This is a genomic window from Salinisphaera shabanensis E1L3A (assembly GCF_000215955.2).
Classification (GTDB): domain Bacteria; phylum Pseudomonadota; class Gammaproteobacteria; order Nevskiales; family Salinisphaeraceae; genus Salinisphaera; species Salinisphaera shabanensis.
In genome coordinates this window covers 1-13857 of sequence record NZ_AFNV02000040.1, presented here as the reverse complement: position 1 = coordinate 13857, position 13857 = coordinate 1, and the positions used below count along the sequence as shown (strand labels likewise).

The 13857-nt window shown below is 60.9% G+C and carries 15 protein-coding genes; 6 read left to right on the top strand and 9 right to left on the bottom strand.

Features of this window, described 5'->3' with window-relative positions; all coding sequences use genetic code 11:
• Positions 1-59 precede the first annotated feature (59 nt).
• From SSPSH_RS17525 to SSPSH_RS17500, 6 genes are all read right to left on the bottom strand, one after another.
• Complete coding sequence (locus tag SSPSH_RS17525) at positions 60-632, bottom strand: hypothetical protein (RefSeq protein ID WP_006912996.1); 573 nt, start codon at positions 630-632, stop codon at positions 60-62.
• Between the two features lie 110 nt (positions 633-742).
• Positions 743-1453, bottom strand: a complete 711-nt coding sequence (nfi, locus tag SSPSH_RS17520; protein ID WP_006912997.1) for a deoxyribonuclease V — start codon at positions 1451-1453, stop codon at positions 743-745.
• Positions 1446-1940, bottom strand: coding sequence for a manganese-binding transcriptional regulator MntR (mntR, locus tag SSPSH_RS17515; RefSeq protein ID WP_006912998.1), 495 nt, complete (start codon positions 1938-1940; stop codon positions 1446-1448). Before mntR ends, nfi begins: the two co-directional genes overlap by 8 nt.
• Before the next feature lie 19 nt (positions 1941-1959).
• Positions 1960-2802 carry a shikimate dehydrogenase gene (aroE, locus tag SSPSH_RS17510; protein WP_006912999.1) on the bottom strand — a complete coding sequence of 281 codons (843 nt, stop codon included), beginning with the start codon at positions 2800-2802 and terminating at the stop codon, positions 1960-1962.
• Positions 2799-3920 carry a lipopolysaccharide heptosyltransferase II gene (gene waaF / locus SSPSH_RS17505; RefSeq protein ID WP_006913000.1) on the bottom strand — a complete coding sequence of 374 codons (1122 nt, stop codon included), beginning with the start codon at positions 3918-3920 and terminating at the stop codon, positions 2799-2801. The genes aroE and waaF overlap by 4 nt, the downstream gene beginning before the upstream one ends.
• The gene (locus tag SSPSH_RS17500) at positions 3917-5011 is read right to left on the bottom strand and encodes a hypothetical protein (RefSeq protein ID WP_021031974.1); all 1095 of its coding nucleotides are present in this window, start codon (positions 5009-5011) and stop codon (positions 3917-3919) included. Before SSPSH_RS17500 ends, waaF begins: the two co-directional genes overlap by 4 nt.
• A 44-nt stretch (positions 5012-5055) precedes the next feature.
• Here SSPSH_RS17500 and SSPSH_RS18215 point away from each other — a divergent pair, with 44 nt between their 5' ends.
• Genes SSPSH_RS18215 through SSPSH_RS17485 form a run of 3 tightly spaced genes read left to right on the top strand, consistent with a single transcriptional unit; the run spans position 5056 to position 8680 of the window.
• Positions 5056-6297, top strand: a complete 1242-nt coding sequence (locus tag SSPSH_RS18215) for a glycosyltransferase family 4 protein (protein WP_006913002.1) — start codon at positions 5056-5058, stop codon at positions 6295-6297.
• Positions 6294-7532, top strand: coding sequence for a glycosyltransferase (locus SSPSH_RS17490; protein WP_006913003.1), 1239 nt, complete (start codon positions 6294-6296; stop codon positions 7530-7532). Before SSPSH_RS18215 ends, SSPSH_RS17490 begins: the two co-directional genes overlap by 4 nt.
• On the top strand, positions 7529-8680 hold the full coding sequence (locus tag SSPSH_RS17485; protein ID WP_021031973.1) for a glycosyltransferase family 4 protein: 1152 nt from the start codon (positions 7529-7531) through the stop codon (positions 8678-8680). The genes SSPSH_RS17490 and SSPSH_RS17485 overlap by 4 nt, the downstream gene beginning before the upstream one ends.
• An 11-nt stretch (positions 8681-8691) precedes the next feature.
• On the opposite strand, the gene SSPSH_RS17480 is transcribed toward SSPSH_RS17485, so the two are convergent.
• The 3 genes from SSPSH_RS17480 to hemB all read right to left on the bottom strand — a co-directional run bounded on the left by SSPSH_RS17480 (position 8692) and on the right by hemB (position 11175).
• The gene (locus SSPSH_RS17480) at positions 8692-9441 is read right to left on the bottom strand and encodes an O-methyltransferase (RefSeq protein ID WP_006913005.1); all 750 of its coding nucleotides are present in this window, start codon (positions 9439-9441) and stop codon (positions 8692-8694) included.
• Positions 9431-9853: a hypothetical protein gene (locus SSPSH_RS19040; RefSeq protein ID WP_021031972.1), complete on the bottom strand. Its 423-nt coding sequence runs from the start codon at positions 9851-9853 to the stop codon at positions 9431-9433. The genes SSPSH_RS17480 and SSPSH_RS19040 overlap by 11 nt, the downstream gene beginning before the upstream one ends.
• A 320-nt stretch (positions 9854-10173) precedes the next feature.
• A complete protein-coding gene (gene hemB / locus SSPSH_RS17470) occupies positions 10174-11175 on the bottom strand; it encodes a porphobilinogen synthase (protein WP_006913007.1) in 1002 nt (333 codons plus the stop codon).
• A 103-nt stretch (positions 11176-11278) separates the two neighbouring features.
• Here hemB and arsS point away from each other — a divergent pair, with 103 nt between their 5' ends.
• The 3 genes from arsS (at position 11279) to SSPSH_RS17455 (ending at position 13770) form a co-directional block, all read left to right on the top strand.
• Positions 11279-12241: an arsenosugar biosynthesis radical SAM (seleno)protein ArsS gene (arsS, locus tag SSPSH_RS17465; RefSeq protein WP_006913008.1), complete on the top strand. Its 963-nt coding sequence runs from the start codon at positions 11279-11281 to the stop codon at positions 12239-12241.
• 198 nt (positions 12242-12439) lie between these two features.
• Positions 12440-13003, top strand: coding sequence for a sigma-70 family RNA polymerase sigma factor (locus SSPSH_RS17460; RefSeq protein WP_006913009.1), 564 nt, complete (start codon positions 12440-12442; stop codon positions 13001-13003).
• Positions 13003-13770, top strand: coding sequence for an anti-sigma factor (locus tag SSPSH_RS17455; protein ID WP_006913010.1), 768 nt, complete (start codon positions 13003-13005; stop codon positions 13768-13770). Before SSPSH_RS17460 ends, SSPSH_RS17455 begins: the two co-directional genes overlap by 1 nt.
• Positions 13771-13857 lie beyond the last annotated feature (87 nt).

The window sequence follows — 13857 nt, the reverse complement described above, 5'->3', positions numbered from 1 at the left end:
CGCTTAAGTGAACGGCATTACGGCGCATGGCCGGGCTTGTATCGATCGAAATCGACTTTTTAGCCGTTTCCGCCGGCGGCAGCAGCGGCAGGCATCTGCTCGCGCAGCTGGCCACGCAGCTCGTCCATATCGTCGAGCAGCTTCTTGGTCTGACCGTCCTGTTTTTTCATCGCGGTCAGGGTGTCTTCCTGCAGCTTTTCGCCAGCCGAGCGAATCTCGGGCTTTTGCAGCGCGGCGTCGCGCGCTTGCACCATTTGCTGACGCTCGGCCTGGAAATCTTTCATCACGGCCTTGCGTTCGTCGTCGCTCAGGTCACCGGACTGCAGTTTCTGCGCCATTTCCTGTACGCGCTCCTGGCCCTTGTCGACGTCGTAGCCTTGGTCTTCGACCGCATCGCGGACCTGCTCTTCAAAGTCCTCCTGCTGGGCCGCGAGATCAGGGTTGGACTGGATGGTTTCCTGATGAATCTGTTGAAGTTTCGCAGCCTTCTGACGGTACTGCTGCATGAGCTGTTGAGCCTGCTGCTGATCCGCAGTGGCGCCATTGCTCTGCGCTGTTGCCAGACCCGGCATGGTGCCGAAGGTCAGCGCGGCCAGTGCCAGCGCCGTGATGGTGGTTGCGCGTTTGATCATAGGGTTAATCCGTTGTGCGAATGTCGTTGAACTGTCTGTGACCGCGGCTAAGCCTATCAGTGCCGTAGAAAGCCCACAAAATATGCGAATCGACGAGGAAATCGTCCGATTCAGCGGTTGGAGGCGAGCTTGTCGGCGACACGTGTGGTTTCCGGCAGTCGGTAACGCGTCAGCGCGCTCATTGTGAACGAAAGCGCACTGGCGAGGCCGATACGATGCCCGGGCGAGATGAAGATCGGCTTAACGCCGACACGCGAACGCAGTACGGCGCCGATGGTTTCGCCGCGATCGGTGAGTTCGACCCAGGCGCCGCGCTTGTCAGGTACTTCGGCGTGGCTGCCGGTCAAACGCTTTTTGGCGACCCCGATTGTCGGCAGGCCGGTAACCAGCCCCAGGTGCGTAGCCACGCCCAGGCGGCGCGGGTGTGCGATGCCGTGGCCGTCGACCAGAATGAGATCGGGCAGGGTGGCCAGTTGTTCGAGTGCCGCCAATGCGCCGGGAATCTCTCGAAATGACAGCAACCCTGGAATATACGGCATGCGTGTCGGCACGCGCGCGAGCGCAGTATCGACGACTTCCAGCGTTTGTGCATTGAGTACGACGGCCGCTGCACGGGTGGTATTGCCGCCGTCTTCGAAACCGATATCCACGCCGCCGAGCCAGCGTACCGGCGGCAGGTCGTCAACGGTGTTTACGTGCGTGGTGAGCGTTTTCTGCACGTTCCGGCAGGCGCGCGCCTCGTGCGGCCAGTCGTGGTCGATGACGCGATGGCCATACGGGCCTGCCTCTACAACACGAACATCGGAAGGCGTTTCAGGCATCGCTCATGGGCTCGTTACGATCGACGAAGGCGCGCATGATATCGATCGTCTCGGCGCTGACATGGTGTTCGACGCCTTCCGCGTCCTTGCGGGCGGTGGCCTCGGATACGCCGAGCGCGCGCAAAAATCGAAGAACCACAATATGTCGGTCGCGCGACTCGGCGGCGACCTGTTTGCCGTACTCGGTGAGAAAGATCGAGCGATACGGTTCGCTGGTGACCAGGCCCGACTCGGTCATCCGCCGGATCATCTTGCCGACCGTCGCCTGGGTTACGCCCATGCGCTGGGCCAGTTCGACTGCCCGTGCTTCACCTTTGGCGTCGATCAGGTCGGCGATAAGCTCGACATAGTCTTCGACCAGTTCGGTTTCGTGCGCTTTGCGCACGTGGCTGTACTGGCGTGCGTGATCCTCGGGGTGCAGCAGTTCGCCCGAGGTATCGCCGCGCAGGACATGGTCGAGATTTTGAAGCGGTTCGTGTGCGCTCATGACCGCCTAATTATAACGGTTATGATCGTTGCCGGTCGCTGCCGGGGCGCAAAGCGGCAATTACTTCGGCAGTTTGCGGGCGTACGCCGCGCCAGACCATGAACGATTCCGCCGCCTGTTCGACCAGCATGCCGAAGCCATCGCAGCGGCGTTCGATGCCGTGATCAGCAACCCAGCGCAGAAACGGGGTGGGTTGGTCCGCATAGACCATGTCATAGGCGCCGTGCGTATTTTCGAGAATGGCCGGCGATAGATTCGGCATCTCGCCAGCAAGGCCCGCGGAAATCGCGTTTATGACGATATCCCAGCCGTTCGCGCTCGTGGTCAGCGCACACGTCTGTATGTTGCCGAGGTCGGCAAAATCGCGCGCGATCGTATCGGCTTTGGACAGCGTTCGATTGGCAATACAGACCGCGTCGGCGCCGTATTCGAGCAGTACGGGTATCACGCCGCGCACCGCGCCGCCCGCACCCAGAATCAGGATGCGACGACCGGCAATTGGTATGTCGAGACGATGCTCGAGATCTCGGACCAGGCCGATGCCATCGGTGTTGTCGCCGAGCAGCGTGCCATCGTCGCCGCGCGCTAGCGTATTGACTGCCCCGGCGCGTCGAGCGCGATCGGTCAGCCGGTTGGCGTAGGCGGCCGCGTCCCCTTTGAATGGCAGCGTCACGTTCAGGCCGGCGCCGCCGTCGGCGAAGAAAGCGGCCGCGGTGGTTTTGAAGGCACCTGGTGCTGCCGGCAAACGCTCGTAAATCAGCTTCTGGCCGGTCTGGTGCGCGAATGCGGCATGAATTTCGGGTGATTTGCTGTGATCGACCGGGTGGCCGATCACGGCATAGCGATCGGGTGATGCGTTCATGACAATTGTTCAGGTTCAAGTGATGCAGCGCAACGGTCGCCCGGCGCGTGCGCTGTACCGCTGGCGTGATGCAGCGATGCGATATCGCGGGCATCGGGGTCGAGACAGGCGCGCAGTACATCGGCGACCGGAATATCCCGCATACAGGCGTTATGCCCCAACGGACACTGGCGCTCGCGACAGGGCGCACAGGCCAGATCGAGCCAAAAGCGCGCTTCGGCCGGCGCCAGTGGCGGCGCGTAGTCGGGATGGGTCGAGCCGTAGATCGCCAGCACCCGCGGCGCAGCGGCTGCGGCCAGATGCATTACGCCGGTATCGTTGCCCACAAACGCATCCGTCAGCGAGGCGATATCGGCGATGTCGACCAGCGACGTGCGTTCGCACAGATTCACGCCATGATTCGGCGCGGCGGCGGTCAGGTCGGCGGCGAGCTGTCGATCGGCTGCGCTGCCGAAAATCCAGGTCGCGATACCGCGACGATCGAGTTCGGCTGCGAGGCGTGCGAAATGCGTCGCGGGCCATTGCTTGGCGCCGCCGTAAGCCGCGCCCGGCGCGAAGCCAATGGCCGGACGCCGAGTGTCGAGATCGAATTCGTCGATCAACGCCGCGCGCCGTGATTCATCGACGCGAAGTTCGGGGTGTTTGAGCTCGGGTAATGGATCACCGTCGGCGGCGACGCCGAGCAGGGCGTAGTGCTCGACTTTGCGCGGATAGCGGGATTGATCGAGTTGGCGTACGTCGTTGATCAGTCCGTAGCGCATTTCGCCGAGATAACCCGTGCGCTGCGGTATGCCGGCCAGCCAGGGCACTATCGCGGCCTTGATACTGCGCTGGAGCACGATGGCCTGATCGTAGCCGCGGTCGGCAAGTGCATGGGCGGTTTGTCGGCGTTTACCGAGCGCGACCTCGCGATGGCCGATCTCCATGCGTACAGCGTTATCCACCTCGGGCATGCGTTCCAGAAGATTGGCGGTAATCGAGGGGGCGAGCACATCGATGACCGCGCTCGGCCAACGCGCACGCAGCAGCATGAACAGGCTTTGTGCCATGACCATGTCGCCGATCCAGCTGGGCCCAATGACAAGCACACGGCGCTGGTCGTGATCGGTCTCGGTCACGGTGTTTCTTGAACGCGAGTGGGCGATGCGCGCAGATAGCCGCGACGGCAGCTCACTAGGGCGTAGTAACCGGCGAACACGGGGAATATCCAGATCCACGAGCTCATCGTTTTGCTGTGTTCGTGCCGATATACAGCAGGCGCGTAGACCGCGATCCAATAGGCCGCCACGATGAACAGCAGGCAGTAGGCGCGCGCGAGCATATCGCGTCGTCCATGTCGCAGGAGCAACGCGGTACCCGCGCAGGCAACCCCGGCCACCGAACAGAAGAATCCGAGTTTGCGAAAGCTTTCAAACTCATCGCTATCGCGCAGGTGTAAGAATGAATTGCCGATCGCAATCGCAATAATGCTGATAACTGCAAGCGTCATGAAGCGTGCACGTCCGTCGGCCCTCGGGCGTGTGTTCAGCGCGACCGCTGCAGCCGTGGCGAATAACAGCCAACCCGCCAGTTCAAACGGCTCTTCCAGGGCGCCGAAGGTGTCCGCCCAGGGCGCCAGGACGCTTTCCGAGATTTGATGGCCGAACAGGTTTTCGAACTGAATATGCGTAGTGTGATCACCCAGCTGCCCAATCATGGGTACAGCCACGCCGAGAGCGAGTAAGCCGACTGCCGCAAACGAACGCGCCAATATCAGCTCGACCGTTATCCACGCCAGAAGGATCACGAGAAATTGAGGCCGGATATCGTCGCGCATCAAATTGTTCTCGCTGACTGCCGAGATTACGAAGAACAAAATGAACAGCGATGCGAGGCGGACTTGGTGGGGGTCGTCATCGATGTATCCGTGATACGCGATTAGAAGACCTAGCAGGCAGGCGACGAGCGAGACCACTTCGGTAAGCATGAATTCGCCCGTACCGATAAACGGTGCGATCGTTGCCACTTCGTCGATGCAGAACCCAGCGCCCCACCCGAGGTGGCAGCCGCCGGCGAGTGCGAAAGTCACAGCCGCGATAGCTGCGATTGCTATAATCCATACTGCTTTAGTCATTGTTTCGCTTGCATTGGTCGTCGAGGGACGGGCCGGGCGCGTTATATCGAGGCGCGCGGGTGTGGCCAAGTGCAACCGGCAAATCCATTGGGCCATCTGCGTGCACGCTCGGCCTGCGAGAATCTATCAGAGATCAGTTTATGGGGCGCGATAAGGGCCGTCAGGGGCTGCGCTTGACACATTATGTGAGCTTGAGCGGGTTCGGGGGTGTTGAACAACAGTTCGTAACCTTCGCGGCGCGTGCGGCGCGTCGACATGCGGCTCTACAGTCGGTCGTGGTTTGCAGCACGAAGATTCATGCCCACCATCGGGAGCTGTTGCCCAATTTCGAGGATTGGCGGTACGAAAAGAAACTGTTCGGTTTCAAGCTCGGCCAACATCCGGCGGTATTGCGGCGCGCCCGCTACCGCTGGCTCGGGCGCCGTTTCAAGCCGGATGTGGCGTTACTGTGGAATCGCCTCGATCAACAGGCGCGTGTGATCGATGCGTTGGGCGCGCGTCGCTGTCTTTACTGGGAGCATGGCTCAGCCTGGCTTGCCGGCAATGACGGCACACGCGCCGACGTGCTCGCGCGATTGCCGGCCGTGCTCTGCAACTCGCATGCGGCAAAACGCATGCTGGAGTTGCGCTGGGGTTATGAGGGTGTGGTCCGGGTTTGCCCCAATGGCATGCGCAATCGACATACCGTAAAAGACTTCAAACAGCTGCCGCGTGACCGGGCGCTGCATATTGGGGTTGCCAGCCGTCTTGTCCCCGTCAAGGCGACATGCCTGGCTTTGCATGCCCTCGCGGCGTTGCACCGTCGCGGTATCAAGGCACGCATGTCCATTGCGGGGGATGGGCCATTGCGTAGCGGGCTCGAACAATTGGCACGATCCCTGAATATTGCCGGCCATGTACGTTTTCTCGGCGTCGTCAAAGACATGGCGCTTTTCTTTTCGGAGATCGATCTGTTGCTACACCCTGCGCTGCGAGAGCCGTTCGGCGTCGTGGCGGCCGAAGCCGGTGCGATGGGCTGCCCCGTGGTCTGCACTGCGGTCGATGGGCTGCCGGAAGTTGTTGCTCATGAGCAAACCGGGCTGTGCATAGCGCCAACGGCGGATATGGTGCGTTACCGTGAACTCGGTGGCACGAGCGATGGTTTACCCGCTGCGGTCTATATCCCCGGTCGCGACGCAATTGAGGCCCCGAAAGTCTGCGAACCCGAAGACCTTGCAGATGCCGTAGCCACGATCAGCGCCGACGCCGAGCGTTTTTCTGCAATGAGCGACGCCGCCATGGTTCGCGTCGCAGAATGCTTCGATTTCGATACGCATGTCGACGACGTTATGGCGGCGGTGAACGAGTATCACGCCACCGGTACGCTTGAGCCACGCGTATGAGTCTCGACCGGTTGTTGCATTACGTTAGTCTCGATGGCGCCGGCGGGGTCGAACAGCAGTTCGTCGAATTCGTACGGGCCGCGCGTGGCATGAGCCATGCGCGCCATGCTGTCGTTGCCTGTGGCCAGCGTATTCATCCACTCATCGAGCAACGTCTCGATCAGCAGGCGCCGGTTGTCTTTGAAAAATATGCCGGCGGCTTCAAGCTGCCGAAATGGCCGCGCCAGATCCGGCTGCATCGTCAACGCCATATCGTTGCGCGTACGCGACCTGATGCTGTGGTGATCTGGAACCGTCTACGAGACAGTCTGGATACGCTGGCGGCGGCTGGCGCTAAGCGTTGTATCTACTGGGAGCGGGGCGCGAGCTGGTTTGCCGGCGACAGTGCTGCGAAACGCGATTTTCTCGCTGGCGTTCCGGCGATCATCTGTAATTCTCATGCGGCCAAGCGCATGCTCGAGCTGCGATGGGGCTACGCGGGGCAGATTCGTGTGATTCATAACGCGCTTCGGCCATCGCTATTGCCTGCTACGCCGCCCAAGCCCAGGCAACTGCGCGATTCGCATACGCTCACGCTGGGCGTCGTCGCGCGCTTGGAATCGATCAAGGGCGTAGCAGTGGCATTGCATGCGCTCGCACAGCTCGGTGAACAGGGCTGGAACGTGAAGCTGCATATTGCGGGTGATGGGCCGGAACGCCTGCGCCTCCAGTCGCTGGCACAGGAATTGGATATTGCCGACCGGGTTGTATTCGAAGGTCTTGTGGCTGACATGCCGGCGTTTTATTCGCGTATTGATCTGTTGGTGCATCCGGCACTGCGTGAACCGTTCGGGCAGATCGCGGTCGAAGCCGGCGCTTACGGCGTACCTGTCGTAGCGACTGCGGTCGACGGCCTCGTCGAAGTCGTCGAACACGGCAGAACGGGGCTGTGTATCGAGCCGACACTCAGCGTTGCCGAGTATGCGGCGCTCGGCGCGGATGAGGCCGGGCTTCCGCCGTTCGTCTACGATCCATCGAAAGATACGATCGACGCGCCGCGCGCACTCGATCCGCAAATGCTATGCCAGACTATTATGGATATCTGCAACGATGAACCGGGTTATGCGCGCATGAGCGAAGCTGGCTTGCAGGCAGCCACGCAACGGTTCGCGTTCGACGAACACGTGAGAAAGGCGCTGGCTGCGATCGAATCGTTCGTACAGACCGGTCTGCTGGCTCCGGCCTCGTCTTCATGAGCGGCGCAAGCAAGAGAATTGCCATCGCGTTCCGCGGGATTGGCGACATCGGTGGTACGAACAACACGATCACCGACCACGCCCGGTATTTCAAGCGCTTGGGTCATGAGGTGGATCTGATCGGCGGCAAGGTACACAAGGGCGGCGTATCGCCGGATATGGGGCGCGCTGTGCGCATCCAGCGTCTGCCAGTGCTCAGCCGTTACAAGTGGCGTTGGTTTGCAGCGCGAGCGCAAAGGCATATCGATCAGCATGGCTACGACTTTGTCGCCGGCCACGGGCATCATTATCGACAGCACGTGCTGTCGATGCACAACTGTTTGCACCTGGCGCACGAAGTGCTGCACGGCGGTGCACTCGATCCGCGCGGTACGCTCGCCGAGATCCACGACCGCATATTCGCGGAAGACGGTTTCCGTCTATGTATCTGCAATTCCAAGCTGATGCGCAACGATCTGTCGCAGCGCTACGGCGTCGATATCGACCGGTTGCCGGTCATTTATCCGGGGTATCGTCCGGAGAAGTTCAGCCGCTGCGATCGCGATCGTTATCGTAGCGCTGTTCGAGAAGAGCTGGGTTGTGACGAAGGCACCACGCTCATCGGTCTGATCACCTCGGGCGACTACCATAAGCGCGGCCTTGATATTCTGCTGCACGGATATGCGGCACTGGAAAATCGCCAGCGGCAGTCGAGCATGCTGCTCGTTCTCGGCAAGCAGGCCAGTGCGTCGTATTTCATTGCTGAAGCGCGAGCGTTGGGCATTGCCGACCGCATGCGGTTCGTACCGCATACACTGCAGCCGCAACGTTATTTCCACGCACTCGACATCTGTGCACACCCAGCGCGTATCGAGGAGTTCGGCCAGGTCGTACAGGAAGCCTTCGCCTGCGGTGTGCCGGTCGTGACCAGCAAACGCGTGGGCGCAACAGAACTGCTGCCAAAGAATCTCTACGACGCGCTACCGGATGCCCCGACAGCAGCCAACATCAGCGCCCAGCTCGACCGCCTGATTCGTAACGAGCACGAGCGCCGAGCAATCGCTGATCAGATGATTGAACAGGTGTGCTGCAATACCGCAGAAACGAACTTTCGAGCGACGCTTGACGTGTATCGGCAGGCGGGGCTGGATATTTCCGTCGATAGCTAGCGCATCGGGATCTACCTCGCGCCCCAGCGCTGCAGCCGACTGCGCAACAACGACTTGCGCTCGCGGCGGATGGGCTGAGCCTGGCTGCGGCCTTGCGCATTATCGATTTTGTGTGCCCAGGCCCACGATTCGTCCTGGACCTTGAGATTGCCGTAGCACGGATGCTGGGCCACCAGCAGATTGAACACGGCGGCGATATTGGCTTCAGCGATCTGGTCTGCCGAGAGTTCGCGGTTGGTCACGCCGTCGCTTCGCGTCTTGCCGCGCTCGATGGCGTCAGCATAGCGCCAGCCGTAGTCGTCGAACAGCATCCAGCCACCTGGGCGCAGTAGCTTGTCGGCCAGGAAGAAGGCCAGGCCGTCGATGGTCCAGTTCTTGGCGCCATCGATGAAGATGAAGTCGTAGCAGGGTTCACAGATTCCGTCTTTTGTTTGTGCCTCGATCTGTTTTTTCAGAAACCAGTTATAGGAGTTGACTTCGCGCACGATCTGCACGCGCGAAGCCAGGTCCAGCCGCCCCAGGGTGTGTTCGATCGTGGTTTCGAATTCGGCGCTGCTTTCCAGATCCACGCTGGTTAACGTACCGGTACCGATCTCGTCGAGCGCGGCCGCGATATACCCGCTGCTCGCCCCGTGGGCGAAGCCCAGTTCCAGACAGTCGCGTGGCTTCTCCGTGAGAATGAAATCGTAGAGAATCCGCGCCGAATGCCGCGAGATATGCGGCACTTTGTCGAGCACCGCGGCAGCCTGTTTAAACTTCATCGATGAGTATCCCGGCCTTGGGCCAGCGTGCGAGTTCGCTACGCAGGCATTCGTTGAAATAGTGCCACTCACGGGCGTGGATGGCGTCGCGCGCGGTGCTTCGAAGCATGCGCTGCATGTGGCGGAAACCCGCACGCAGGGCAGCCGGCCGTTCGGCGCGACGAATGTCGTTGTCGATCCAGACCAGCGATTGTTGCCCAATCCAGCCGATGTTGTCGAAATGGCCATCCTTGTGGATCAGACCATGCCCGTGCAGGCGGGCCATGTTCGCCGCCAGATGTTCGAAGAACAGGCAGCGCGCCGCATGGTCGCTGCATTCACGTACGAACACCAGCGATGAACGATAGTCGGGTATCTCCGCCATGAACAGTACGGATTCATAGCCGGCAAAAGGGGAGAGCGATACCCCCACCCGTAAACCCTTGGTGCCGCCAGACCAGCGGCCTGCAGGCGATAGGCACTGGCATATTCGCGGCGCGCCTGAGCGTTGACGTATTTGCGAAAGCTGTCGCGTGGCTGGCTGCGAGGACGGGCCAGTTTGGCCAGAATCGACGGTGTATCGGCAAGTCGGAACAGCGCCGAATGTGGGCCTTGCTTGAACGTCTGCCAATCACCGACCAGGGGCCGTAGTAGCGCCGGGTCGATGCGTAAACGCCATGGTCCCGGTGCAGGGCCCATGGCAGTACGCATGCAGCTCGTGAGTGCTTGCTGGCGCTGCACCGATCGTGTCACTTAGTCCGCCAGCCAGCGTGCCGCGTCCTTGGCGAAGTACGTCAATATGCCGTCACAGCCAGCGCGTTTGAAGCTCCCCAGACATTCAAGCACGGCAGAACGCTCGTCGAGCCAGCCGTTGTCGATCGCTGCCTTGAGCATGGCGTATTCGCCAGATACCTGGTAAGCGAACGTCGGTACGCCGAATGTGCTCTTCACGCGGTGAATGATATCCAGATAGGGCATGCCGGGTTTGACCATGACCATGTCGGCGCCCTCCTTGAGGTCGAGTGCGACCTCTCGCAGCGCTTCGTCGGTATTGGTCGGGTCGACCTGGTAGGTGCGCTTGTCGGCCTTGCCGAGGTTGGCAGCCGAGCCAACGGCCTCGCGAAACGGGTTGTACAGGCTCGACGCGAACTTGGCGGCATAGGACATGATGAGCGTGTTCACATGGCCCTTTTCTTCGAGCGCGGCGCGCATGGCCTGTATGCGACCGTCCATCATGTCCGACGGCGAAACGATGTCCGCGCCGGCATCGGCATGAGCGAGGGTCTGGCGCACGAGGATATCGATGGTCGGGTCGTTGAGTACGTAGCCGTTGTCGTCGATCACGCCGTCCTGCCCGTGGCTCGTATAAGGATCGAGCGCTACGTCGGTCATCACTCCAAGCTGGGGGAATTCCTGCTTGATCGCGCGAATGGCCTGCGGCACAAGGCCGTCCGGGTTGGCCGCTTCTTCAGCGTCCAGCGTCTTCTTATCCGGATCGATGACCGGAAAGAGCACCACGGCGGGAATGCCGAGCGCGACCACATCTGTCATTTCGCGCAACAGGCCCTCGAGCGTGTGGCGCTGTACGCCGGGCATTGCGGTCACGTTGACCGGCTCGCCTTCGGTTACGAAGACAGGGTAGATCAGATCGTCGACAGAGAGCCGGGTCTCGCGCGACAGGCGGCGGGCGAAGTCGGTCGCACGCCCGCGGCGCAGGCGTGTCGCAGGGAAATGACCGGGAAACGTATGGGGCATGGTAAAACGAGCGCTGTTCGATCAGTGATTTGTGATATGCGTATGAAGGGTACCGCTTTCAACTCCTGTTAAGATCGCGTGCAAGACAATCAAGCGCGAGGCGATGACCATGCGCCCGATGATGAATACCACCGCCGTGACCGATTTCCCGCCGATACGGCGTGATCGGCTGCATACCTTGCAGATGAATCTCGGCTATCTGTGCAATTTGGCGTGTACGCACTGCCATGTAGAGGCCGGCCCCAAGCGCACCGAACTCATGGATCGGTCGACCATGGATACGGCGCTTGAATTCATCGCTGCGCAAGGCATTCAGACGCTCGACGTGACTGGCGGATCGCCCGAAATGCATCCGCGTTTTCGTGAGTTCGTTGCCGAGGCCAAGGCGTTGAACGTGCATCTGATGGATCGCTGTAACCCGACCATCATCGAGGAGCCGGGCTACGACTGGGTACCCGCTTTTCTTGCCGAGCATGAGGTCGAAGTCGTCGCATCGCTGCCGTGCTATACGGCCGACAACGTCGACGCCCAGCGCGGCAAGGGCGTGTTCGACGACAGCATCGCCGCGCTGCAAAAACTCAATGCTCTGGGCTACGGCCAGCCGGACAGTGGCCTTACGCTGAATCTTGTCTATAACCCTGGCTCGCCCTCGTTGCCGCCGCCCCAGGATGTGCTAGAGCGCGACTACAGGCGCTTTCTGGCCGATCAGTTCGGCATTGTGTTCGACAATCTGTTCACGCTCGCGAACATGCCCATCAAGCGTTATGCGCATATGTTGTTACGCGAGAAACGCATGGCAGATTACATGCAGCTGCTGCGCAGCGCGCACCGCCAGGAAAATGTCGCGAGCGTCATGTGTCGAGGATTGATCAGTGTGGACTGGCGAGGTTTTGTCTACGACTGCGATTTCAATCAGATGCTCGACATGCCGCTGGACGGCGGTGACGCCCTGCATCTACGCGATCTGATCGATACTGATTTCTCTCGTCGTGCGATCGCTGTGGGCGATCATTGCTATGGATGTACGGCCGGGCAGGGCAGCAGCTGCGGCGGGGCACTCAATTGATCAGGTCTGCATTTACCGATTCCGCGACAATTGAGTCGCGCCTACTTTCCCGCCAGGCTAAGGCGGATCGACTAATAGTGAGTCCATGCATGAGTAGCGCAAGCGTTTACGCTCGTCGTTTCGACGCGCCGCATGTCCTTTTCAGCGCGTTTGTCGGCGTGATCCAGCGCAGGTCGGACTGTGCCAGGTTGCCTGGCCATGGCTGAGCGAGAACAGCTGGCTGAGTGGTTGTCGGCCACCGCACGCGGCGATGAACAGGCCTTCCAGCGGCTCTATGCGGCTACATCGGCGCAACTCTATGCGCTGTTGCTGCGTATCCTGCGAAATCCCGAACGCGCGCAGGACGCTCTTCAGGACGCCTATATACGGGTGTGGCAGAAAGCCGATACCTACGCCCCGGAACGTGGCGCACCGTTGACCTGGCTGTTATCGATCGCACGTTATCGTGCGCTGGATGTGCTCCGGCGCAAACGTCCCGAAGTTGCGATGCCCGAGGAGCCCGACATGGTGGCGACACTGCTCGAGGATGAGCAGTCGCTTTCGCCGGTCGAGGAAAATGAAAATCAGCAATCGCTCGATGCGATCAGAGTCTGCTTGAAAACCTTGCAACCGCAACAGCGCGATAGCGTGCTGCTGGCTTATTACGAAGGGTTGACCCACCAGGAGCTTGCCGAACGCCTTGACGCGCCTCTGGGTACGGTCAAGAGCTGGATACGCCGCGGTCTGCTGCGGCTGCGTGAATGTCTGGCGGAGCGCGCGTGATGGCCGAGTCCGAACAGGAACAACGCATTCTCCAGGCTGCGGAATATGCGCTGGGCACGCTCGAACCACGTGAACGCAGCCGTTTCGAAACTCAGCTCATGCACGATGCCGAGGCGCGTCGAGAGCTGGCTTACTGGGAAACACGGCTGGGCGCGCTGGGTCTGGCGTTGCGCCCCGCCGATCCGCCTGCTGCTGTTTGGGACCGGGTGACGCGCGAACTTGGGCTCGAAAGCGCGACGCCTGTGGCGCAGAACTCGGAAACGTCAGCGCGCCATAGCAGGTCCGCGGCAAATGACAGCGGCCCCGGCATGTGGCGTGGTTTGGCACTCGTTGCATCGGTCGCCGCGCTGGTCATGGCCGGTTTCCTGTTCACCGGGTCCACGGAACGCAGCGCCGGACCTGAGTCGCCGGCTGCGCCGGCCTATGCCAGCGTCGTCTATGACGAACCAACCGGCATGAGTTGGCTGGTTACCGCGCACGCCAACAGTCATAAGATGACCGTAGTCGCCATGGGCGATTACGAGGTACCCGAGGGCAAGGTTTTGCGAGCATGGCTCAAGCCGGAAAACGGCGAGCCCGTGCTACTGGGCAAGTGGCCGAACACGCACGGCGATCATGAGATGGCGGTATCCGATACGGCCGCGCAGCATATGAACGAGCCGGCCAAGCTGATGGTATCGATGGAAGACGCGGGCACCAGCGCGCAGGCCTCCGTCCCGAGCGGAAAGCTGATGTGGACATCGCCGATCGCTCGACGCACAGGCTAATATCGCGGGTAAAGCGTACGTCTTAAACCGTGCCGTCTTTGCTCGCAGGTATCGCCGCTAGTTGTGTAAACCCACCAGGTTGTTCAC

Bases quoted from the DNA above. Each gene is read 5' to 3' on its own strand.
- SSPSH_RS18215 (WP_006913002.1), top strand. From the start codon at position 5,056: ATGGGGCGCGATAAGGGCCGTCAGGGGCTGCGCTTGACACATTATGTG.
- SSPSH_RS17460 (WP_006913009.1), top strand. From the start codon at position 12,440: ATGGCTGAGCGAGAACAGCTGGCTGAGTGGTTGTCGGCCACCGCACGC.
- aroE (WP_006912999.1), bottom strand. From the start codon at position 2,802: ATGAACGCATCACCCGATCGCTATGCCGTGATCGGCCACCCGGTCGAT.
- mntR (WP_006912998.1), bottom strand. From the start codon at position 1,940: ATGAGCGCACACGAACCGCTTCAAAATCTCGACCATGTCCTGCGCGGC.
- SSPSH_RS17455 (WP_006913010.1), top strand. From the start codon at position 13,003: ATGGCCGAGTCCGAACAGGAACAACGCATTCTCCAGGCTGCGGAATAT.
- SSPSH_RS17480 (WP_006913005.1), bottom strand. From the start codon at position 9,441: ATGAAGTTTAAACAGGCTGCCGCGGTGCTCGACAAAGTGCCGCATATC.
- arsS (WP_006913008.1), top strand. From the start codon at position 11,279: ATGACCATGCGCCCGATGATGAATACCACCGCCGTGACCGATTTCCCG.
- SSPSH_RS17485 (WP_021031973.1), top strand. From the start codon at position 7,529: ATGAGCGGCGCAAGCAAGAGAATTGCCATCGCGTTCCGCGGGATTGGC.
- SSPSH_RS17500 (WP_021031974.1), bottom strand. From the start codon at position 5,011: ATGGCCCAATGGATTTGCCGGTTGCACTTGGCCACACCCGCGCGCCTC.
- hemB (WP_006913007.1), bottom strand. From the start codon at position 11,175: ATGCCCCATACGTTTCCCGGTCATTTCCCTGCGACACGCCTGCGCCGC.
- SSPSH_RS17490 (WP_006913003.1), top strand. From the start codon at position 6,294: ATGAGTCTCGACCGGTTGTTGCATTACGTTAGTCTCGATGGCGCCGGC.
- nfi (WP_006912997.1), bottom strand. From the start codon at position 1,453: ATGCCTGAAACGCCTTCCGATGTTCGTGTTGTAGAGGCAGGCCCGTAT.
- SSPSH_RS17525 (WP_006912996.1), bottom strand. From the start codon at position 632: ATGATCAAACGCGCAACCACCATCACGGCGCTGGCACTGGCCGCGCTG.